The organism is Mycobacterium sp. IDUB_9, assembly GCF_055419505.1.
The window spans coordinates 183,280-204,382 of record NZ_JBVAXU010000004.1; the positions used below are offsets into that span (position 1 = coordinate 183,280).

Here is a 21,103-nt window from a genome sequence, read left to right on the forward strand (position 1 = left end):
TCCTGATGTGAACGTGCCGGGCGTGAATGTTCCTGATGTGAACGTGCCGGGCGTGAATGTTCCTGATGTGAACGTGCCGGGCGTGAATGTTCCTGATGTGAACGTGCCGGGCGTGAATGTTCCTGATGTGAACGTGCCGAGCGTGAATGTTCCGGACGTGAACGTGCCGAGTGTCAACGTTCCGGACGTGAACGTGCCCACCGTCAGGTTCCCTGAGGTAGACAATTTCTTCCGGCAGACGAATGGCAACGTTGCACCCGGTCAGCTGATGAATTCGCCGACCATCAACGGTGTTGCGAATCCGTTCTTCGGAATCCCGCCTGGTCAGCTCAAGACGCTGCCGACGGTGAACGGGGTCGCCAACCCGTTTTTCGACCAGACCCCGGGTCACTGGGTGATCCCGGAGGACCAGTTCCCGCCGGAGTCGTAAACCACGGCCTGTGACATGATGGCCGCCTTGCCTTCGGGCAGGGCGGCCATCCCGTGTGGGGACGCCCCGATCCCGGCGCGTCACAGCGTTGGCCGTGCTCACCAGGCGTGTCGCGGTCCGGCAACGCGTTGGTATAACCGAGACTAGGAGTCTCATCGAAATCCGTGAGGGGGTATCGCCGATGACCGTCGTATTGGTCGACCCCCGCCGCCCGTCCCTGATTCCCGTCGAAGCGATCGACCTGCTGACCGGTGACGTCCAGTACACCGAGGAAATGCCCGTGAAGGTGCCGTGGTCGCTGCCCGCCGCGCGGCCCGCATATGACGGTGAGGATGCTCCCGTTCTGCTGACCTCGGACCCGGAGCATCCGGCGGTCAAGGCCCGATTGGCGGCCGGGGACCGCTTGATCGCGGCCCCGCGGGCTCAGGCTGGGGAGCGGCTCGTGGACGCCGTGGCGATGATGGACAAGCTGCGCTCCGACGGGCCGTGGGAGAGCGAGCAGACTCACGATTCGCTGCGCCGCTATCTGCTGGAGGAGACCTACGAGCTGTTCGACGCGGTACGCGGCGGCAACGCCGACGAGCTGCGCGAAGAGCTCGGTGATGTGTTGCTGCAGGTGCTTTTCCACGCTCGCATCGCCGAGGATGCGCCCGTCCACCCGTTCAACATCGACGATGTCGCCGATTCGCTGGTGCGCAAGCTCGGCAACCGCGTGCCGGCAGTGCTTGCCGGAGAATCGATTTCACTGGACGAGCAGTTGGCACAGTGGGAGGAACGCAAGGCGCAGGAGCAGAAGGTGAAGGCCCGCGGCTCGTCGATGGATGACGTGCCGACGGGGCAGCCGGCTTTGGCGCTGGCGCAGAAGGTGTTGGCCCGGGTGGCCCAGGCCGGGCTGCCTGCGGATCTGGTGCCGGCGGCCCTGACGTCGGTGGTGGTTTCGGCAGATGCCGACGCCGAGAATGACTTGCGCAGTGCGGTTTTGGAGTTCATGGACAGGGTGCGTGCGGCGGAGTCCGACGTGGCGGCCGGCCGCCGTGGCGAGGACGTTCCCGAGGAACTCGACGTGACACCGCTCGGGTCGATCACCGAGGCCGAGTGGCGGGAGTACTGGCCGGGCGCGATTGCCGAGCCCGAGCCCGATGCGGACGACGAGTTTGACGACGACTCCGATGCTGGCGACGACGACCTTGCTGCCGCCGACGACGAATCAGACGACGAATCCGACGATGCAGACGGTTACGCAGTCGATCTCGACTCCGTCGAAGCGAGCGCCGAGGATTCCGGCGATGACGCCGCCTCAGAACCGGCCGTCGCCGACGTCGAGGAGCCTGACGTCGACGATCCTGAGGTTGCCTCCGAACGAGACGGCGACGACCCGGGCGAGTCGGCCAAGTCGGACTGACTGCCGAGCTGCCCGCCTATGCGCGACAAAGTCGCGGATAGCGCCCCCACTGGCCACTCACGTCTCTGCAGCATCGCTGCGTAGGTCCCTTGAGCCGACATAACTCGCATCGGACTCACGCGCAACGCGTTTCGGGGTGTCCACTTACGAGCGACTCTGTCGCTGACAGGTGGGCAGGCCAAAACCTGATGCCAACGGGTCTGACGATGCTGGAGAGTGTTGTGTGGCCAGAGTGTTGGGGTTATTGATTCTGTTGAGGCCAGGTTGGCGATTTCAGCGACTTTGTCGCTCGTAGGCGGGCAGCACGGCCTCCTGTCCCGAGCGGGGTGCTGCTGCGGCGCCTGTGACCGAAAGTAATCGTGAAGCCCTGGATGTGACGTCGACGGCGGGGCAGCATGGGACGCGGACCTGGTGCCGTAACGAACCGACAACGGCACGGTTTCGGCTCGAGACCGCCGGCTTGTGCGGTCACCGGATCGGCCCTACGAGCCCTACGGTGTGGCGATGCGGGTACTGCGGATCGCTGCCGTCGTCCTGGCGCTCAGTCTGGGAATGGTGGCACCGCAGGCCGTTGCGGACTGCCCGGCATCGGGATGTGACCTGCGCTCACGGATCGCGGCAGCCGATTCCTACCTGGCATCGCGGCCCGGCACCGTCGGCTATGTGCTGCGGGATCGCGCCGCGGGCACGCGCTACGCCAACCCCGGTGCGAACCAGATGATCTGGACCGCCTCCACCATCAAGCTGGCCATGGTGGTCGACCTGCTGACACGGGAACGAGCCGGTGCACTGCGGATGTCGGGCGACGACCGGCAGCTGATGGTGAACATGCTGCGAAACTCAGACAACGACGCGGCCGACTCGTTGTGGACCCGCTACGGCGGGGCCGATCACAAGGCGTTCAACGCCGGCTTCCCCCGTTACGGCATGACCGACCTGCGGCCGCAACCGGGATTCGGTGACATGTTCCCGTACTGGGGTTTCCAGAAATCGACCACCAACGATCTCGACCGGTTGATGAATTACGCGCTGACCCAAATGAATCCGCCCGATGCGGCCGCCGTGGTGGCTGAGATGCAACGGGTCGGCGGGGAGCAACAGTGGGGGGTGTGGGGCGCGGGGCCGTCGATGAGCCCCGGCAACAAGAACGGGTGGTCGCAGGAACAGGGCGGCTGGGTCGTGAACTCGGTCGGCTTCGCCGGACCCAACCAGCGCTACACGCTGGCGATCATGAACGGGCTCAACGGGCAGGGCGGCTACGACGACGGCGTCGCAACCACCACCCGTCTCAGCCAAATCCTGCTCGGCCCCTGAGCTTGTCGAACGCGACGCCACCGTCGCGATTGCTCACTCGAACAGCGTCGAACCCCAGTAACCCGAGGCGTCACCCTCACGCAACCCGGGCGGGCAGGCGAAGATGGCCGTCCCGGTGTGGGTGATGTACTCGTTGAGCGCATCCTTGCGGCCCAGCTCCCGCTGCATCGGGATGAACTGCTTTTCGGGGCTGCGTACGAACGCGATGAAGAACAAGCCGGCGTCCAGATGGCCGAATCCGTCGGAACCGTCGGTGAAGTTGTAACCGCGGCGCAGGATCTCGATGCCGCCCAGGTGGTCGGCCGAGGCCAGCCGCACGTGAGCGTCCACGTCGATCTTCGGATTGCCCTTGCCGTCGGTGATCTCGAAATCGAGCTCGTCGAATTCCTGCTGCAATCCGTTGGGGGCGCCGCTGCCCTTCTGCCGGCCGATCACCCGCTCCTGCTCCAGAAGCGTTGTCCGGTCCCAGTTCTCGATGCGCATCCGGATCCGTCGGGTGATCAGGTAGCTGCCGCCGGTGAGCCAGGCCGGCCCGTCGCCCTCGCCCACCCAGACGTTCTTGTTCAGCAGGTCGGTCTGATCGGACTTGAGGTTGTTCGTTCCGTCCTTGAATCCGAACAGGTTTCGCGGGGTGGCTTGATCGCGAGTGGTCGATGAGGTCCGGCCGAACCCCAGCTGCGAGTACCGCACCGCGACCGTCCCGAACCCGACGCGGGCCAGGTTGCGGATCGCATGCACCGCGACCTGCGGGTCGTTGGCGCACGCCTGCACGCAGATGTCGCCCCCGCTGCGGGCCGGGTCCATGGTCTCGTTGGGGAACTTCGGAAGGTCCTTGAGCTCGGCCGGCTGCTTGTCGGCGATGCCGAAGCGGTCCTTGCCGTCCTTGCGGAAAAACGACGGTCCGAACCCGATGGTCAGGGTGAGCTGTGAGGCCGGCAGGCCCAGTGCCTCACCGGTATCCGACGGCGGCGCATACGGATTACCGTCCACGGCACCGCCGTCTTCGGTCTCTTCGCCGCGCGTCATCCGTTCAGCCATCTTCGTCCACTGCTTGAGCAGCGCGATGACGTCGTCGCGGTTGTCGGAGGTGACGTCGAAGGAGCAGAAATGCATCCGGTCCTGCGCCTCGGTGATGATGCCTGCCTGCCGGTCGCCTCGAAACGGCACCGGACGGGTCAGATGTTCACCCTGCGGGGTACTGGCCGCAGAGGCGTGGCCGGCCAGCGCACCCGCGCCGGCCGCACCGACTACCGCGGCGGTGACCCCGGCGGCGCCGAACAGCTTGCGCCGGGAGAATCCGGCGGACTGCTCGGCGTCCGGGGTGGATTCCGGAGAATCACTGCTTGGCGATGACACCTTGTACCTGGCTCACTTCTTTGCTCAGCGCGTCGATGGCGCGCGACAGTTCCTGGCGTTGCGGCTCGGTCACCTTGTCGTAGGAGACGAAGCCGTCGCCGTCACGATACTTCTCCAGCAACTTCTCGACGTCGGCGAAGCGCTGGTCCACCCGCTTGCCCAGCTCGGCGTCGCGCTCGTCGAGGATCGGCCGCACCGACGCCACCGCGGTCTGCGAACCTTCGACGTTGGCCCTGAAGTCCCACAGGTCGGTGTGGCTGAAGATGTCCTCTTCGCCGCTGATCTTGCTCATCGCGATCTCGTCGAGCAGGCCCTGTGCGCCACCGGCGATCTGGGTGGAGTCGATGGTCCAGTCCGGTGCCTTGACCCCGGCCTGGAGCTCCTTGACGTCGAAGATCAACTGGTCGCCGAGCGCGTTGGCATCCGGTTGGAGGCCCGTGACCCACAGTTGCTTTTCCAAAGCGTGGAAACCGGTCCACTTCTGCCCGGGCTCCAGGTCGGCCTCGCGCAGGTCGACTCGCGGGTCGAGATCGTTGGGGAACGACTCGGCCACTGGCTCGATGCGCTCCCAGTAGACGCGCGCAGTCGGGTAGAGGTCCTTGGCCTTGGCGATGTCCTTGGCCTTCACCGCGGCGACGAACTCCTCGGTGGCCGGCACCAGGGCGTCGACCTGGCTGTTCACGTACCGCTTGTAGCTGTCGGCGGCGTCCTTGAACTTGCCCTCGGTGTCGACCTGTACGGCCTCACCGGACACGACGAAATTGCCGCGGATGCCCTCGCCGACCATGCCGGGGCGGCACGAGGTCTGGTACGTGCCGGGCTGGGTGAGCTGAACGATCAGCTGGCGCTTGAGCCCGGGGGAGATGTTCTCCACCTCACCCATGACCCGCTCGCCCTCGCCGTAGACGTAGAACTCGGTGACCTTGTCGCCGCTGTTGGTGACGACGAAGGTGCTGGGCCCGGTCGTCGCGGTGGTCCCGGACAGCTTGCACTCGGTATCGGAGGCATCGACGGTGATCTGTGCGGACTTGGCCCCGTCGCCGCTCGCACTGCCGCTGTCGGCCTCCTTGGCCTGGCAGGCGGTCATCGAGATCCCGGCCAGCACCGCGGCGGTGGCCGCGAAACCGGTCTTGACGGCAGGGGTGATCTTCACTTGGTCGACCTTTCGGATGCAGTGGAGGTTTCCGGCTCGATGGCCGGCTCGATGGTCGGCTCGGAGGAAGTCTCTGAGGAAGGCGAAGCACTGGCCGACGCCGCGGTCCGCAGCGGCTTCAGGAACAGCGCCAACACCACGACGATGTAGGCGAGCCACGCGCCGAACTGCAGCACGGTCGGCGTCGGGTCGATGTTGAAGACGCCCTGGATGATCTCGCCGTACCAGGCTGACCAGTCGAACGCGCCACTCATGTCGAAGGCCTTGGCGCTGAGCCCGGGGATCCAGCCGACGGTCTGCAGCGCCTTGATGCCGTACGCCAGGATTCCCGCGGCCACCACGATCAGGAAGATGCCGGTGTAGGAGAAGAACTTGGCGAGGTTGATCCGGACAGCGCCCGCGTACATGCCGTAGGCGATCGCCGCGGCGATCAGCACGCCGATGATCAGGCCGGTCAGCGGCCAGAGCGTCTCCGCTTCGGCGTAGCCGACCATGAACAGCGCGGTCTCGACACCTTCACGTCCCACCGCCAGGAAGGCCAGCAGCGCCACCGCGAGGCCGCCGGTGTCCAGAGCCTGCGACATCTCGCCGCGCAGCTGGCCGGATATCGAGGCCGACGCCTTTTTCATCCAGAGCACCATGGTGGTGACGATGACGACGGCGATCAGTGAGGCGATGCCGGCGATGGCCTCGGCGCCCAGTCCGCTGATGGTGTTCTCGCCGAACTGGATGACCAGGAAGACGGTGACCGTCATGGCGATCGCGGCGCCGACACCCAGCCACACCCATTTGAGTGCGTCGCGGCGTTCGGATTTGACCAGAAATGCGACCAGGATCGAGACCACGATGGCGGCTTCGAGGCCTTCCCGCAAACCGATCAGGCCACTGCCGAATACCTGCGAGGTGACGTTGGACGCGGCCAGCGTGCTGGTCGAAACATCCGAGATGACAGTCATCAAAGCGTCCTCGTTCGACCGGGGTGAAAACACCATGAAAAATGTAGCCTTGCCTTGCCATAGCAAGGCGTGGCTCACCTTAGCAGGGGGCCCTGTGAGACCGGCCGAGTTCACCTGCCGTTCCTCGGGCACGGGCCCGTCGCCCGACACGTCCACAGTCGCGCATGCGACGATGGCCAATCAGATCGAGCGGGGTTGAGGGAGTCCGGTGTCGCCAGTGCGTTGGCTGCGGGCTGTCGCCGTAATTGCTGCGACAGCGCTGCTGTTGGCATCCAGCTGTTCCTGGCATCTGGGCACCCCGATTCCGGAGGGTGTCCCGCCGCCGGCCGGCGATCGGGTGCCTGCGATCGATACCTATGCCAAGGGCAGACCCGCCGATCAACTGCACGAATGGGCCGCGCAGCGGGCACCCGCGATGGGCATGCCCGTCAACGCCCTAGAGGCCTACGCCTACGCCGCGCGCGTTGCCCAGGTGGAGAACCCCAACTGCAAGGTGGCCTGGACCACCCTGGCTGGGATCGGCATGGTGGAGAGCCACCACGGCACCTACCGCGGGGCGATGGTCGCGCGCAACGGCGACGTCACCCCGCCGATCCGTGGCGTGCAGTTGGACGGGACCGCCGGCAACCTGCGCATTCCTGATACCGACAAGGGCAAGTTGGACGGGGATCCGCTGATGGACCGCGCCATGGGGCCGATGCAGTTCATCCCGGAGACCTGGGGCCATTTCGGGGTGGATGCCAACAACGACGGGGTCGTGAGCCCGGACAACTTCGACGACGCGGCGCTCTCGGCCGCTGGTCTGCTGTGCTGGTACGGCAAGGACCTGTCCACCCCGAGGGGCTGGATGAATGCGCTCAAGGCCTACAACAACTCAGAGCAGTACGCCCGCATGGTCCGTGACTGGGCGACGGCCTACGCCGGTGGCCACGCCTTGTGACGCGTGTGACAAGCCCAAACGCCCCGTACCGCCGACCACGATCTAGTCTCATCCCTACACGCCGGACTCAATAAGGAGAAGCCAGTGCCCATCATCGAGCAGGTTGGAGCCCGCGAGATCCTCGACTCCCGTGGCAACCCGACGGTCGAGGTCGAGGTGGCCCTGACGGACGGCACGTTTGCTCGGGCAGCGGTGCCCTCGGGGGCGTCGACGGGCGAGCACGAAGCGGTGGAGCTGCGCGACGGCGGCTCCCGCTACGGCGGCAAGGGCGTCGAGAAGGCTGTTGAGGCCGTTCTCGACGAGATCGCCCCGGCGATCATCGGCCTGGCCGCTGACGATCAGCGTCTCGTCGATCAGGCGCTGCTGGATCTGGACGGCACGCCGGACAAGTCGCGGCTGGGCGCCAACGCGATCCTCGGTGTCTCTCTCGCGGTGGCCAAGGCTGCCGCGGACAGTGCCGCGCTGCCGCTGTTCCGCTACCTCGGTGGCCCGAACGCGCACATCCTTCCGGTGCCGATGATGAACATCCTCAACGGCGGCGCTCACGCCGACACCGGCGTGGACGTTCAGGAGTTCATGGTTGCCCCGATCGGCGCTCCCTCGTTCAAGGAGTCGCTGCGCTGGGGTACCGAGGTCTACCACTCGCTCAAGGCCGTGCTGAAGAAGCAGGGCCTGTCCACCGGGCTCGGCGATGAGGGCGGCTTCGCCCCCGACGTCGCGGGCACCAAGGCGGCTCTGGACCTGATCGCGACAGCCATCGAGGCCACCGGGTTCAAGCTCGGCAGCGATGTGGCGCTGGCGCTGGACGTCGCCGCCACCGAGTTCTACACGGAGGGTTCGGGTTACGCCTTCGAGAAGGAGACCCGGACCGCCGATCAGATGGCCGAGTTCTACGCCGGCCTGATCGACGCCTACCCGCTGGTGTCGATCGAGGACCCGCTGTCCGAGGATGACTGGGACGGCTGGGTGTCGCTGACCTCGGCCATCGGCGACCGGGTGCAGCTGGTCGGCGACGACCTGTTCGTCACCAACCCGGAACGCCTGGAGGACGGCATCGAGCGCGGCGCCGCCAACGCGCTGCTGGTGAAGGTCAACCAGATCGGCACGCTCACCGAGACGCTGGATGCCGTTGCGCTGGCCCACAACAGCGGCTACCGCACGATGATGAGCCACCGCAGCGGTGAGACCGAAGACACCACCATCGCCGACCTCGCGGTCGCGGTGGGTAGCGGTCAGATCAAGACCGGCGCCCCGGCCCGCAGCGAGCGGGTGGCCAAGTACAACCAGCTGCTGCGCATCGAGGAGGCTCTCGGCGACGCCGCGCGTTACGCCGGCGATCTCGCGTTCCCTCGGTTCGAGGCCAAGTAACGCAGGCGTCTGCGCACCGATACGTCGATGTCCGAAGCGAAGCGGCCTGATCCGAAGCGGCGGTCCCCGGCCTCCCGACCCGGCAAGCCGGGCAAGGCCGGGGAGTCGAATCGGCCGCGCGCTTCACAACCCAAGCGCCGGACGGCTGAGTCCCGTCCGGCGCAGGGCGCGCCGGACGCCGACGAGGCGGTCACCAAAGCCATTGCGGTGCAAGCTCAGCAGCAGGCCGAGCTGCAGTCCGAACAGCGGTTCGGGTCGACTGCGCGCCGGGCCGCAATTCTGGCCGCGGTGGTGTGCGTGCTGACCCTGACCATCGCCGGGCCGGTCCGCACCTACTTCGGCCAACGCACCGAGATGAAACAACTCAAGGCCAGCGAGGAGCAGTTGCGCGCCAAGATCGCCGACCTGGAGCAGCAGAAGGTCAAACTGGCCGACCCGGTCTACATCGCGGCCCAGGCCAGGGAGCGGCTCGGTTTCGTCATGCCCGGCGACACCCCGTATCAGGTGCAGCTTCCCCAGGGGGCCATCGATTCCGGTGAGCCAGGGGAGGCGGTGCTGCCTGGTTCGACCGTGCCCGCCGGCCAGCCCTGGTACACCTCGCTGTGGCACACGATTGCCGATGAACCGCACGGGGTTTCGCCCGCCTTCGGCGGAACGCCGGGTGCGCCTCCTCCGGGTGGGCCGCCCGTCCCACCGCCGCCGGCCGAGCCCAGAGGTCCCCATGGTTGATCCCGCCGACATCGAGGCCGTGGAGCGGCAACTGGGCCGTGAGCCGCGTGGCGTTCTGGAGATCGCCTACCGCTGCCCGAACGGCGAGCCCGGGGTGGTGAAGACTGCCCCGAGATTGCCTGATGGCACGCCGTTCCCGACGTTGTACTACCTGACGCACCCGGCGCTCACCGCGGCTGCCAGCCGGCTGGAATCCTCCGGATTGATGCGGGAGATGACCGAGCGCCTGCAGGAGGATGAGGAGCTGGCGGCCGCATACCGGCGGGCGCACGAGTCGTATCTGGCCGAGCGGGATGCGATCGAATCGCTGGGTACCACTTTCACCGGGGGCGGCATGCCGGACCGGGTCAAATGCCTGCACGTGGTGATGGCGCACTCATTGGCAAAAGGCCCCGGGGTCAACCCCTTTGGTGACGAGGCGCTCGCGGTACTGTCGGTCGAGCCCGCGATGGCGGGAATTCTGGACCGAGAGGTATGGGTTTGAGGCGGGTCGGCGCAATCGACTGTGGCACCAACTCGATTCGGCTGTTGATCGCCGACTTCGTGGACGGAAAGCTGCGGGACGTGCACCGCGAGATGCGGGTCGTGCGGCTGGGTCAGGGTGTCGACGCCACCGGCGAGTTCGCTCCGGAAGCGTTGGTGCGCACCGAATCCGCGCTGGCCGACTATGCGGCCCTGATGGCTGAGCACTCGGTGACGGCGGTGCGCATGGTCGCCACCTCGGCCGCGCGGGATGCCGGCAACCGCGACGAGTTCTTCGCGATGACCGCACGCCTGCTGGGCAAGGTGGTCGCGGGGGCGGTGGCCGAGGTGATCACCGGCACCGAGGAAGCCGAGCTGTCGTTCCGCGGTGCGGTCGGTGAACTCGACCCTGACGCAGGCCCGTTCGTCGTGGTCGATCTGGGTGGCGGCTCAACCGAATTGGTGCTGGGCGAGGCGGCCGTGCAGGCGAGCTTCTCCGCCGACATCGGGTGTGTCCGGCTCACCGAACGGTGCCTGCACTCCGATCCGCCCACCGTGGACGAGGTGGAGCAGGCGCGGGTGGTGGCTCGTGACGGCCTGGCCGAGGCGTTGCGGGCGGTGCCGGTCGAAGGTGCGCGCACGTGGGTGGGTGTGGCCGGGACGATGACCACGCTCTCGGCGCTGGCGCAGCACATGAGCACATACGATCCCGACGCAATTCACCTGTCCCGCATCGGGTTCGACGATCTGCTCGGGGTGTGTGAGCAGCTGATCGGAATGACCAAAGCCGAACGCCTGGCACTGGGGCCGATGCATGCCGGCCGTGCCGACGTGATCGGCGGCGGTGCCATCATCGTCGAGGAGTTGGCGGCCGTTCTCCGGCAGCGGGCCGGGATCGGCGAACTGGTGGTCAGCGAACATGACATTCTCGACGGCATCGCGCTGTCGATCGCCTGATCCGCTCTTCTTTGCGCGCCGACTTCTACGCCTGGGTCGTTAACCCACGCGATCACAGCCCTGGTGTGGAAAGTGACGAATGCACCTGTGGCGGGGGTTGATCGTTTTCTACTGTGGGGTCGTTGAACCACGCGATCACAGCCCTGGTGTGGAAAGCGACGAATGCACCCGGGCAGCGCGGGATCCCACACATAAAACAACGGCCGAACGCGGTTACCCGCGTTCGGCCGTTGGCTTGACTACTTAGATCAGGACACGGTCCCGTGGTTGCTCGCCGGAGCGACCGCCGGGGCCGGGGCGGGCGTGATGACCGGCTGGGTGGCGGCCGGAACCAGCGCGGGCTCGGAGCCGGGGGCAGCAGGTGCTGCCGGAGCAGCCGGTGCACCCGGTGCACCCGGAGCCGGAGCGGCCGGTGCAGCGGGAGCGCCCGGTGCAGCGGCGGGCACACCCTCAGCGGGCACGCCCTCGGCCGGCGAGATCGCGGTGGCGGCGTTGCCCGCACCCGTGGCGGCCGGTGCACCTTCGGAGACCGGCGTGCCGTGTGCGACCGGGGTCGACTCGGCGCCCGGTGCCGGAGCGGCCGGAACGGCTTCGGTGCCGGCCGGGGTTGCCGCCGGGGCGCCCGGAGCGGCGGGGGTTGCGGCCGGAGCACCCGGCGCAGCCGGGGTGGCGGCAGGCAGGTCCGTCGCGCGGCTACCTGCGCCGGTGCCGGCCGGTGCAGCCGGGACGGCGGCAGGCGCGGGTGCCGGGGAAGCGGCGGCCGGAGCAGCAGCCGGAGCGCCGGCGGCGGGTGTGGCAGCCGGTGCGGCGGCGGCAGCCGGAGCCGCGGCGGGGGCCGGACGCTTGGGGGCGCCGGCGGCCGGGGCTGCGGCGGGCGCAGCGGTCTTGTCCCACGCCAGGACGTCATGGCCGCCGGCGTTGTAGACGACGGAGGTCGGCTGGTCGCCGGTCACGTCGAAGTAGATCTTGCCGCTGGTCTTCTGGCCCTGGGCCAGGGTGGCCGGGTTGACGCCCTGCGTGCTGGGCACCTGGAACAGCGCACGGTAGTTCTGGCCGTCAGCGGCGCGGATGTTGAAGTTGGAGACGATCGGCGTCACCGAGCCCTCGAGGGCTTCGTTGGTCGCGGTGACTTCCCACAGGGTGCCGCGGGGCGTGTAGTTGATGGTGTCAGTGCTGGGCTTCAGGTCGGTGACCGTCCAGCTCTGGGTGCCGCCGTCCAGCTTGCCCTGGCTGCCGAGCGCAGCGGTGGTGACGGCACTGTCCTCGGCGGCGTCGGCGAGCGCCATCGGGGCGCTTGCGACGATCGCCGCGGCGGCGATAGCCGCTCCGGCAAAGGCCGTACTGATATTCGTCTTCTTCAAGGCGTTCACTCCTGACTGGTCCAAAAAGAGGTGGCAGGCCCCCCGGCAGTGGGACACCCACTTCATGCGAAGTTATCAGCTTAAGAGGACGGTTAGGAACAGTAGTTCACAGTTTCTGCCATCGGCGCCTGGCAGAAAGCGGTGTCGACCTGGTGTCCGACGCTGCTGGCCGGGTCCAAATGCGACCGTGACCTGGCCGTTCGCCGCGTCATCGAATCTCGATGAGCGGTAATGCCTGTCCTACCGACAGCGACAGCCGCTGGCGCCCCAGTGCAGGCCAGGCCTGTACGGCGCAGAACGGCGCGCACTGGTGTTGGGCCGAGTCCGACTGACCGGAGCGGGTGCCGACATGTACACAGCACTGGGTCAGCCGCTCCTCGATCATCGTGGACATGTCCATGAACGGTTTGACGGTCAGGCGAACGACGCGCTCGCCCAACAATTTACGGATCTTGCGGCGACGGCCGGGCAGGGCCGAGGACGCCAGCGTCAGCAGTGTTCCCATTCCCAGGTCGCAGCTCTCGCAGATGGCGCGCCAGACATCACCGATCTGAGGATGTGAGAGCGAGGACTGTTCGGAGAGCAGCCCGAGCAGTGACTCCTGCACCGCCATGCGCAGTTGGCGGGGGAGCTCGGTGTCGGCGATCCGGTTGGAGACCAGGCCCAGCTTGTCCTTGAGGCTCTCGGTGCCGATGAGCGATACCAGCGAGCGCCACTGGTCGGCGTCGTCACGGACCAGGTAGCCGACGGAACAGCAGTGCGGGTGCGAGCAGGGCAGCGCGGTCAGGTCGCGCCAGGTGACGGCGCCGCCGGTTTGTGGGCCCAGCCGCTTGAGCACCCCGGTGTGGGTGAGCCGGTTCATGGGGTCGATCGCGCCCGACCGGCCGGAACCGAACTGCGGCTGAATGGTGAGCCCGCCGACGTATGGAGTATCCAGGGCCAGCCGGACCATGTCGCCGATCTCGTCGTCGTTGACGCCGAGTGCGGTCGTCATCACCAGGGTGGTGAAGATCTCTCGTTCGGAGAGCCGTTGTAGGGCTTGGCTTTTGATCCGTCGGAGATCGCCGCCGCGGTGGTGGCGGTGGGCCTGCTCGGACAAGCCGTCGTACTGCAGGTACACCTCGACCCGTTCGCGGTGCGCGGTGAGCAGATCCAGCAGCGCGTCGTCGTTGGCGATGCGGACCCCGTTGCTGTTGACCAGGATCCGGGTGATCGGGCGAGCCACCAGCTCATCGAGCAAGTCGGCCAGCTTCGGGTGCAGGGTGGGTTCGCCACCGCTGAGCATCAGGACGTCGAGGCGGCCGTTCTCGCGGGCCAACCGCTGGTCGACGTTGGCCAGCACGTCAGCTGTGGGCACCACATGCCGCAGGTCGGGCGAGCTGTCGGTGAAGCAGGTGGGGCAGCGCAGGTTGCAGGTCTCGGCGATGTCCTGCAGCAGGATGCAGGTGTGCTGGGTCTGCATCTCGGGCAGGCCGCGCAGGTAGGCCGAGGGAATCGGGTCGAAGTTCCCGGCGACATCGGGGGTGTGGGTCTTGGTCGGGGCGGTCCACTCCTCCAGGTAGGACAGGATCTCCGGATCCTCGTCATACAGGGTGCGCACCAATCCGTGTGTGCGGCAGCCCCGTTCGAGCCAGATATGCCCGTCGCGCTCGACCAGGATGCCGGCCAGTCGCTCGACATCGGCCAGTGGGCGCTCGGGCGCGTCGCTGTGGCATTGCGGGCAGAACGCGGTGACGTAGCGGTGCAGACGGTCGCCGCGCAACCCCATTCCGGTGCTCACAGGGCATACAGATCGGGGTTGATACCGGTGCAGAATCCGGCGGTGAACAGCGAGACCAGGGCCCAGCCGACCATCAGTCCGATGCCCAGGCCCTTGGCTGTCGGGTTCTTCGACAACAACATCAGGGTCCCAGCGCCGAACGCGATGAAGGCCAACAGCAGAGCGGCGCCGCCGAAGACCGCGTTGGTGCTGCCGCCGCTGCTGTCGGCGGCGCCCGCGCCGATGAAGGCGGCGAACCCGATCACCAGGTTGAGTGCGGCGTAGAGAAACGGGCCGAGGATCACCATGGGGACCGAGATGCGCCGTGGGGGTTGTGGTGGCGGACCGTACGGATAGCCCGGTGGGTACGGATAACCGGCATAGCCCGGCGGTGGCGGCGGTGGTGGCGGCTCGCCGTGATAGGCCGGCGGGACCCCTTGTGGCTCAAAGCTTTGCGGGCCGAACGCCGGAGGCTGGAAGCCGTCTGGAGGCGTGCCGTCAGGTGGACCGTCAGGCGTGCCGTCAGGTGGGCCGGGCGGTGTCGTCATGCGGGCACCTCCTGAGTGCGGGCTGGGTTGCGATAGTACCCGCGGCGGTAGCCGTACCACAGCCGAAATCCGAGGATCAGCATCGATGGCAGCAGGAACCATTGCGGGCGGGTCAGATCCAGCCACACGGTCTCGTTGGCCCTTACGAACTCGACGAGGAAGCGAAACACCGCGTAGCCGGCGACGTAGAGCACGAACAGCTCGCCGGGCCTACCGATACGGGGGCGCAGCCACAGCAGTACGGCGAATGCGGTGAGCTGGAAGGCGATCTCGTACAGAAACGACGGGTGCATGGCGACTCCGGCCAGGCATCCCGGGCATTCGGGGGTGTCGGCCGGGGCGTGGATCCCCCACGGCAGGGTGGTGGGCCGGCCGGGGGCTTCGGTGAGGTGGCAGCCGATGCGGCCGATCGCCATGCCGAGTGCGACCGCGGGCGCGAACAGATCACCGGTCTTTCCGCGGTAACCACCCAGGCGCTTGGCGATCAACACGCCGAGATAGGCACCGAGTAGTCCGCCGAGGATGCTGCGTGAGCCGAACTGCCAAGCCTGTGCGAGGCTCGGATTGGCGCTGAAATCCAGGTGATGCAGCCACCCGGTCAGCCTCATGCCGATCGCCCCACCGATGAGCGCCCCGGCTGCGGCGACCACGGACTGTTCGTTGACCGCGCCGCGCCGGCGGGCCTCGATGACGAACACGAGCAGGGCGGCGGACACCCCGAGGGCGACGAACAGGTTGTGCACCCCGACACTTACGGGCCCGAGGTGCCACTGCGCAGTCACCTGCCGAACCTAACCCGCGGCCGGTTCACCCGGCCAGCGACAGACCCGCGGCGACGGCAAATCCCAGCACGGCCGCCAGCCCGGCGTTCTCTCGGGCCTTCTCGGTGGCCTCCGGGATCATCGAGCCCACCAACATGACCAGCAGCGCCCCGGCAGCGAAACCGTTGATGCCGCCCTGGAATTCGGCGCCGGCGACATCCTGCAGCTGATAGCCGCCCACGGTGGCCAGCGCACACAGTGCGGCGATCACAGCCCAGCCGCCCACGATCCGGCGGGCCGGCTCACCGGCTGTTCGCATGTCGCTTGCCGATCCGATGGCCTCGGGGAGGTTGGACACGAAGATGGACACCACCAGCGCGAGGCTGACGCCGGCTCCGGTCGCGATGCCGATGCCGAGCGCGGCCTGTTCGGGAATGCCGTCGAGCAGGGCGCCGAGGAGCAGCGGCAGTCCGGCGGTCTGGGTTCCCTTGCGGCCCAGCCGATCTACTGCCTTGTCCGCGAGATAGAACACCACGGCGCCGAGGGCCAGGCCGAGCGCGACAGCCCAGGCGCCACTGGCCCGGAAGCCCTCCTCGGCGAGTTCGAAGGAGATGCTGGAGATGAGCGCCCCGGCGCCGAAACCCAGGACCAGGCCGACGAGGCGTTGATTCCAGTCCCGGACAACGCCGGCGATTGCCCCGATCAGCAGTGAGGATGCGGCGACCAGGCCCCAGACCAGCGCGGTGAGCACAGACCGGAGCATAAGCCAGCGGGGAGCCCGATCGCGGGACGCGGAGGGCGCGGGAAGTCAGTGAGAATGCGCGAGATCGCACGACCGATCGGGTGCGATCGACGAGTTATGACCGATGGATCAGGTGGCGAAGCGGGTGCGGGTGGTGACCTGCCGCCGGTTGCCCCGGCGACAGGTCACCGACGGCGTCAGCGCCGCGCGTTGCAGTTCGGGGGGTTTCCGCAGTGGTGCCCACCGTCGCAGGCATTACAGCGACAGGTGCAGGATCCCTTGGTTGCCATGCGCATCGTCGTTCAACTCCTCACTGTTCGGGTACCGCCGGCATGACCGACAGCAAACTCCCGAGTTGGGGCGGACATCAACATATAACGATTTCACAATAGTTCGGGCCACCGCGAAAATAAAGGATTCGGCCCATGGCGCGCGTTTTTGCCACACTGTCTGTTTCGGGTCGGTTCGCTCCGGTGAACAGCGCGTGAAACTCTTTGGCCACTGGGACTTTAGGACTCAGGCGGAGGTGTCGCGGGCGCCGAGCCTGAGGTGGTCGATGTGGTAGATGGCCTCATCGAGCAGTTGCGCGACGTGGCTGTCGTAGAGCCGGTACACGATATTGCGGCCGGACCTGTCGCCGGTCACCAGGCCCAGCGCCCGCAATAACCGGAGTTGATTGGAAACCGCGGGCTGCTCCATCCCGACTGCCGCGGACAGTTCGGTGACCGAGCACGGAGATTCCCGCAGTCGGGTCAGGATCAGCAATCGGTTGGGGGAGGCCAGGGCCTGCAGTGTCTCGGCGACTTTGGCCGCTGAAGCGGCGTCGAGGGACGCTGCCGGCGTCGCGTGCCCCTCAACTCCGTGGCCCATGGCATTCATTCAAGCATGCGGGCCAAACGTAGTTGATACATTTCAATCTCTACATGTTTAAATGTGTTGGTTGCATCAGCTACGCAGGAACGGGAGGTGCAGTCGATGACCGCTCTGTCGACCGACCGGTCACCGCTGGGTCACACTGACGCACCGCCCGCGGCTGCGCGCGGTATCGGCACATGGATCTGGTCTCTGGACTCGGTGCGCTGGGCCGCCGCAGCCCTGGCGCTGATGCTGTGCGGCGTGGTTGCGCAGTTGGCCGATGCTCCACAACCGCTGTGGTGGGCGCTGTATCTGGCGTGTTATCTCGCCGGCGGCTGGCAATCGGCGGTATCCGGTGTGCAGGCGCTGCGCGATCGCACACTCGACGTCGACCTGCTGATGATCCTGGCGGCGATCGGTGCGGCAGCCATCGGTCAGGTCTTCGACGGCGCACTGTTGATCGTCATCTTCGCGACGTCGGGCGCGTTGGAGAACGTGGCGACCGCACGCACCGAACGCTCGGTGCGTGGTCTGCTCGATCTGGCCCCGGCCGACGCGACCCTGGTCGACGACGACGGCGCCCACCGTGTCGTCGCCGCGGAGGCATTGCGGCCCGGCGACCAGATCCTCATCCGGCCCGGGGAACGGATCTCGGCTGACGGCACCGTGATCGGTGGATCGTCGGACGTCGACCAGTCTTCGATCACCGGTGAACCGTTACCGGTCGCCAAACAGGCGGGCGACAGCGTCTTCGCCGGAACCTTCAACGCCTCCGGGGCCCTGCAGGTCACGGTCACCCGCGATCCGTCGAGCACCGTGATGGCGCGCATCGTGGCGGCGGTCGCCGCAGCCTCGGCGACCAAGGCCAAGACGCAGTTGTTCATCGAGAAGGTCGAACAGCGTTATTCGGTACTGGTCGTGGTCGCCACCCTGGCACTGTTCGCGGTGCCGCTGGCGCTGGGGGCCGAGCTGCGCTCAACCCTGTTGCGCGCCATGACTTTCATGATCGTCGGATCGCCATGCGCGGTGGTGCTCGCCACCATGCCGCCATTGCTGTGTGCGATCGCCAACGCCAGCCGTCGCGGCGTGTTGGTGAAATCCGCGGTCGCCATGGAGCGGCTGGCCGACACCGACGTCGTCGTGTTCGACAAGACCGGAACCCTGACCACGGGCGCCCCCCAGGTGTCGCGCGTGGTGCCTCTCGGTGAGGTGACACCGGAGCGCGTACTCGCAACCGCTGCTGCCGCAGAACAATTCAGCGAGCATCCGATCGGGCGCGCCGTCGTCGCCGAGGCGGCATCCCGCGCCCTCGTGGTCCCCGAGGCCGCCGGGTTCACCGCCCGGGCAGGACGTGGGGTGCGGGCGATCGTCGATGGGCGCGTGGTCGAGGTTCTCAGCCCGGCGGCGTTTGCGGGCCCGGCGATCCCGGCTGTGGTCGAGATCGAGGCGGCCGGGGCGACGGCTGTCGTCGTGATCTCCGGCGTTCACGCGATCGGGGTACTGGGTTTGCAGGACCGGGTGCGTCCCGGGGCGCCTGGCGCGGTGCGGGTGCTGCGTGCCCTCACCGGACGCTCGCCGGTGTTGCTCACCGGTGACAACCACGCGGCGGCAGCGCAACTGGCCGCACAGGTGGGTATCGACGATGTGCGGGGCGGACTGCTACCCGAAGACAAGGCTGCCGCCGTCCGGGAATTGGAATCCGACGGGCGGCGCGTGCTGATGGTGGGCGACGGGATCAACGACGCACCGGCGATGGCGTCCGCACACTCCTCGATGGCTATGGGGCGTAGCGGTGCCGATCTCACGGTCGACACCGCCGACGTCGTCACCGTCGGCGACGATCTCGCGACGATCGGTGCGGTGGTCGCGTTGGCCCGGCGGGCCCGGCGCCTGGTGATCGCCAATCTGGTGATCGCGGCCACCGTCATCACCGTGCTGGTGGTCTGGGACCTGTTCGGGCACTTGCCGTTACCGCTGGGGGTAGCCGGTCATGAGGGGTCGACCATCCTGGTCGCACTCAACGGGCTGCGGCTGTTGAGAAGTCGGGCCTGGCGCTAACTTTCCTAGCGCGAGCAGACGTAAAACTGCCCAAGATCACGAGATTTAGGGCAGTTTTGCGTCTGCTCGGCGGAGAACTAGGGGCGGAGCACATCCTTGAGCGCGTCGAGCACCGCGGGATCCTCGATGGTGGAGGGCACCGGCTCATCGAGCCCGTCGGCGATACCGCGCATGGTCTTGCGCAGGATCTTGCCCGAGCGGGTCTTCGGCAATGCCGCGACCACATCCACCTTCTTGAAAACCGCCACCGCACCGATGTTCTCCCGCACCCGGTCGACGAGCTCCTGGGTGATCCCCTGGGTCGAGGCGCCGGACTTGAGCACTACGAAGCCCCGCGGCACCTGGCCTTTGAGTTCGTCGGCGACACCGATCACCGCGCACTCGGCCACCGAGGGGTGATCGGCCAGTACGGCCTCGATCGACCCCGTCGACAACCGGTGCCCGGCAACGTTGATCACGTCGTCGGTGCGTCCCATCACGAACAGGTAGCCGTCGGAGTCCAGGTAGCCGCCGTCGCCGGTGAGGTAATAGCCGGTGAACGCGGACAGATACGACGCGACGTAGCGATGGTCGTCGCCCCACAGCGTGGGCAGTGTGCCCGGCGGCAGCGGCAGCTTGATGCAGATGGCGCCTTCCTCACCGGCTTCACACCGGATGCCGTCCGAACGCAGGATCTGCACGTCATAGCCGGGCATCGGCACCGTGGCTGAACCGGCCTTGATCGGCAGGGCTTCGACGCCCATCGGGTCGGCCGCGATCGCCCATCCGGTTTCGGTCTGCCACCAGTGGTCGACTACCGGGATGCCGAGTTTGTCGGCGGCCCAGTGGTAGGTGTCGGGGTCGAGCCGCTCTCCGGCCTGGAACAGGTACTTCAGGCCGGACAGGTCGTAACCCGCCAACAGAGTCGCGTCGGGATCTTCCTTCTTGATCGCGCGGATCGCGGTTGGTGCGGTGAACAGCGCCTTGACGCCGTACTCGGCGGCCACTCGCCAGAACGCCCCGGCGTCGGGGGTGCCGACCGGTTTGCCTTCGTAGAGAACGGTTGTCGCTCCCAGAAGCAGTGGTGCGTAGACGATGTAGGAGTGGCCGACCACCCATCCGACGTCGGAGGCCGCCCAGAACACGTCGCCGGGTGCCACGTCGTAGATGTGGCGCATGCTCCACAGCAGGGCCACCGCGTGGCCCCCGTTGTCGCGGACGATGCCCTTGGGCTTACCGGTGGTGCCCGACGTGTACAGCACGTACAGCGGGTCGGTCGCCGCCACCGGCACCGGATCGGCGGGCTGCGCGGCGGCCACCAGCTGCTGCCAGTCGTGGTCCCGCCCATCGACCAGCTCGCAGGGGCACTGCTCGCGCTGCAGGATCACGCAGGCCCGAGGCTTGTGCTCGGCGATGTCCAGTGCGGCGTCAAGCATGGGCTTGTACTCGATGGTGCGCGTCGGCTCGATGCCGCAGGATGCGCTCACCACGACCACCGGGCGGGCGTCGTCGATGCGGGTGGCCAGCTCGTGCGCGGCGAATCCGCCGAAGACGACGGAGTGCACCGCGCCGAGCCGCGCGCAGGCCAGCATCGCGATGACGGCCTCGGGCACCATCGGCATGTAGATCACCACGAGATCGCCCTTGTTCACTCCGAGCCCACGCAGAGCCCCGGCGAACTGGGCGGTGGCGTCGCGCAACTCGCGGTAGGAGTACGTGGCTTTGGTGCCGGTGACGGGGGAGTCGTAGATCAGCGCGGTTTGATCGCCGCGCTCGGGCACGTGCCGGTCGAGGGCGTTGGCGCAGGTGTTGAGTTCCGCGTCGGGGAACCAGCGGTAGAACGGCGGGTTGGTGTCGTCGAGTACCCGCCGCGGCTCGGAGGTCCAGGTCACCGCCTTGGCAGCGTCGGCCCAGAACGTGGCCGGATCGTTGAGGCTGGCGTCGAAGAGGGAGCGGTAACCGGACATAGGTGG

General features: G+C 67.4%; 19 protein-coding genes. 9 read left to right on the forward strand and 10 right to left on the reverse strand.

All coding sequences use genetic code 11. The features are described 5' to 3' along the window. The 3 genes from ACZY08_RS18940 to ACZY08_RS18950 form a co-directional block, all read left to right on the forward strand. On the forward strand, window positions 1-430 hold a 430-nt coding region (locus ACZY08_RS18940; protein WP_463746164.1), incomplete at its 5' end, for a hypothetical protein. Between the two features lie 181 nt (window positions 431-611). Further along, window positions 612-1,832 (forward strand): nucleoside triphosphate pyrophosphohydrolase, encoded by a 1,221-nt coding sequence (locus ACZY08_RS18945; RefSeq protein WP_463746165.1) that lies wholly within the window; start codon window positions 612-614, stop codon window positions 1,830-1,832. Between the two features lie 504 nt (window positions 1,833-2,336). Then, on the forward strand, window positions 2,337-3,146 hold the full coding sequence (locus tag ACZY08_RS18950; protein ID WP_463746166.1) for a serine hydrolase: 810 nt from the start codon (window positions 2,337-2,339) through the stop codon (window positions 3,144-3,146). Window positions 3,147-3,179: 33 nt separating this feature from the next. Here ACZY08_RS18950 and efeB read toward each other — a convergent pair whose 3' ends face one another. From efeB to efeU, 3 genes are read right to left on the reverse strand one after another with little or no spacing between them, the layout of a single operon-like run. After that, window positions 3,180-4,502, reverse strand: a complete 1,323-nt coding sequence (efeB, locus tag ACZY08_RS18955) for an iron uptake transporter deferrochelatase/peroxidase subunit (protein WP_463746167.1) — start codon at window positions 4,500-4,502, stop codon at window positions 3,180-3,182. Further along, entirely contained in the window at window positions 4,483-5,655 is a 1,173-nt protein-coding gene (efeO, locus tag ACZY08_RS18960; RefSeq protein ID WP_463746168.1) for an iron uptake system protein EfeO, read from the reverse strand. Before efeO ends, efeB begins: the two co-directional genes overlap by 20 nt. Next, complete coding sequence (gene efeU / locus ACZY08_RS18965; RefSeq protein ID WP_463746169.1) at window positions 5,652-6,611, reverse strand: iron uptake transporter permease EfeU; 960 nt, start codon at window positions 6,609-6,611, stop codon at window positions 5,652-5,654. Before efeU ends, efeO begins: the two co-directional genes overlap by 4 nt. Before the next feature lie 208 nt (window positions 6,612-6,819). On the opposite strand from efeU, the gene ACZY08_RS18970 reads away from it, so the two are divergent. The 5 genes from ACZY08_RS18970 (at window position 6,820) to ACZY08_RS18990 (ending at window position 11,067) form a co-directional block, all read left to right on the forward strand. After that, on the forward strand, window positions 6,820-7,551 hold the full coding sequence (locus ACZY08_RS18970) for a lytic transglycosylase domain-containing protein (RefSeq protein WP_463746170.1): 732 nt from the start codon (window positions 6,820-6,822) through the stop codon (window positions 7,549-7,551). Window positions 7,552-7,635: 84 nt separating this feature from the next. Continuing rightward, a complete protein-coding gene (gene eno, locus ACZY08_RS18975) occupies window positions 7,636-8,919 on the forward strand; it encodes a phosphopyruvate hydratase (protein ID WP_463746171.1) in 1,284 nt (427 codons plus the stop codon). A 27-nt stretch (window positions 8,920-8,946) separates the two neighbouring features. Continuing rightward, window positions 8,947-9,648 (forward strand): FtsB family cell division protein, encoded by a 702-nt coding sequence (locus tag ACZY08_RS18980; protein ID WP_463746172.1) that lies wholly within the window; start codon window positions 8,947-8,949, stop codon window positions 9,646-9,648. Then, complete coding sequence (locus tag ACZY08_RS18985) at window positions 9,641-10,132, forward strand: DUF501 domain-containing protein (RefSeq protein WP_463746173.1); 492 nt, start codon at window positions 9,641-9,643, stop codon at window positions 10,130-10,132. Before ACZY08_RS18980 ends, ACZY08_RS18985 begins: the two co-directional genes overlap by 8 nt. Further along, window positions 10,123-11,067, forward strand: coding sequence for a Ppx/GppA phosphatase family protein (locus ACZY08_RS18990; protein WP_463746174.1), 945 nt, complete (start codon window positions 10,123-10,125; stop codon window positions 11,065-11,067). Before ACZY08_RS18985 ends, ACZY08_RS18990 begins: the two co-directional genes overlap by 10 nt. 248 nt (window positions 11,068-11,315) lie before the next feature. Here ACZY08_RS18990 and ACZY08_RS18995 read toward each other — a convergent pair whose 3' ends face one another. The 6 genes from ACZY08_RS18995 to ACZY08_RS19020 form a co-directional block, all read right to left on the reverse strand. After that, the gene (locus ACZY08_RS18995; protein ID WP_463746175.1) at window positions 11,316-12,437 is read right to left on the reverse strand and encodes an MPT63 family protein; all 1,122 of its coding nucleotides are present in this window, start codon (window positions 12,435-12,437) and stop codon (window positions 11,316-11,318) included. 199 nt (window positions 12,438-12,636) lie between these two features. Then, entirely contained in the window at window positions 12,637-14,196 is a 1,560-nt protein-coding gene (locus tag ACZY08_RS19000; protein WP_463746562.1) for a radical SAM protein, read from the reverse strand. A gap of 8 nt (window positions 14,197-14,204) precedes the next feature. Then, window positions 14,205-14,735 (reverse strand): hypothetical protein, encoded by a 531-nt coding sequence (locus tag ACZY08_RS19005; RefSeq protein ID WP_463746176.1) that lies wholly within the window; start codon window positions 14,733-14,735, stop codon window positions 14,205-14,207. Continuing rightward, a complete protein-coding gene (locus ACZY08_RS19010) occupies window positions 14,732-15,517 on the reverse strand; it encodes a prolipoprotein diacylglyceryl transferase (protein ID WP_463746177.1) in 786 nt (261 codons plus the stop codon). Before ACZY08_RS19010 ends, ACZY08_RS19005 begins: the two co-directional genes overlap by 4 nt. 25 nt (window positions 15,518-15,542) lie before the next feature. Beyond that, entirely contained in the window at window positions 15,543-16,247 is a 705-nt protein-coding gene (locus tag ACZY08_RS19015; RefSeq protein ID WP_463746178.1) for a ZIP family metal transporter, read from the reverse strand. A 507-nt stretch (window positions 16,248-16,754) separates the two neighbouring features. Beyond that, window positions 16,755-17,108: an ArsR/SmtB family transcription factor gene (locus ACZY08_RS19020; RefSeq protein WP_463746179.1), complete on the reverse strand. Its 354-nt coding sequence runs from the start codon at window positions 17,106-17,108 to the stop codon at window positions 16,755-16,757. A gap of 105 nt (window positions 17,109-17,213) precedes the next feature. Between ACZY08_RS19020 and ACZY08_RS19025 the strand changes: the two genes are divergently transcribed. Continuing rightward, on the forward strand, window positions 17,214-19,151 hold the full coding sequence (locus tag ACZY08_RS19025; protein ID WP_463746180.1) for a heavy metal translocating P-type ATPase: 1,938 nt from the start codon (window positions 17,214-17,216) through the stop codon (window positions 19,149-19,151). A 77-nt stretch (window positions 19,152-19,228) separates the two neighbouring features. Here ACZY08_RS19025 and ACZY08_RS19030 read toward each other — a convergent pair whose 3' ends face one another. Beyond that, entirely contained in the window at window positions 19,229-21,097 is a 1,869-nt protein-coding gene (locus ACZY08_RS19030) for a propionyl-CoA synthetase (RefSeq protein ID WP_463746181.1), read from the reverse strand. Between the last annotated feature and the right edge of the window lie 6 nt (window positions 21,098-21,103).

Bases quoted from the DNA above. Each gene is read 5' to 3' on its own strand.
- ACZY08_RS18945 (WP_463746165.1), top strand. From the start codon at position 612: ATGACCGTCGTATTGGTCGACCCCCGCCGCCCGTCCCTGATTCCCGTC.
- ACZY08_RS18950 (WP_463746166.1), top strand. From the start codon at position 2,337: ATGCGGGTACTGCGGATCGCTGCCGTCGTCCTGGCGCTCAGTCTGGGA.
- efeU (WP_463746169.1), bottom strand. From the start codon at position 6,611: ATGACTGTCATCTCGGATGTTTCGACCAGCACGCTGGCCGCGTCCAAC.
- ACZY08_RS18980 (WP_463746172.1), top strand. From the start codon at position 8,947: ATGTCCGAAGCGAAGCGGCCTGATCCGAAGCGGCGGTCCCCGGCCTCC.
- ACZY08_RS18985 (WP_463746173.1), top strand. From the start codon at position 9,641: ATGGTTGATCCCGCCGACATCGAGGCCGTGGAGCGGCAACTGGGCCGT.
- ACZY08_RS18990 (WP_463746174.1), top strand. From the start codon at position 10,123: ATGGGTTTGAGGCGGGTCGGCGCAATCGACTGTGGCACCAACTCGATT.
- ACZY08_RS19000 (WP_463746562.1), bottom strand. From the start codon at position 14,196: ATGGGGTTGCGCGGCGACCGTCTGCACCGCTACGTCACCGCGTTCTGC.
- ACZY08_RS19005 (WP_463746176.1), bottom strand. From the start codon at position 14,735: ATGACGACACCGCCCGGCCCACCTGACGGCACGCCTGACGGTCCACCT.
- ACZY08_RS19020 (WP_463746179.1), bottom strand. From the start codon at position 17,108: ATGGGCCACGGAGTTGAGGGGCACGCGACGCCGGCAGCGTCCCTCGAC.
- ACZY08_RS19025 (WP_463746180.1), top strand. From the start codon at position 17,214: ATGACCGCTCTGTCGACCGACCGGTCACCGCTGGGTCACACTGACGCA.
- ACZY08_RS19030 (WP_463746181.1), bottom strand. From the start codon at position 21,097: ATGTCCGGTTACCGCTCCCTCTTCGACGCCAGCCTCAACGATCCGGCC.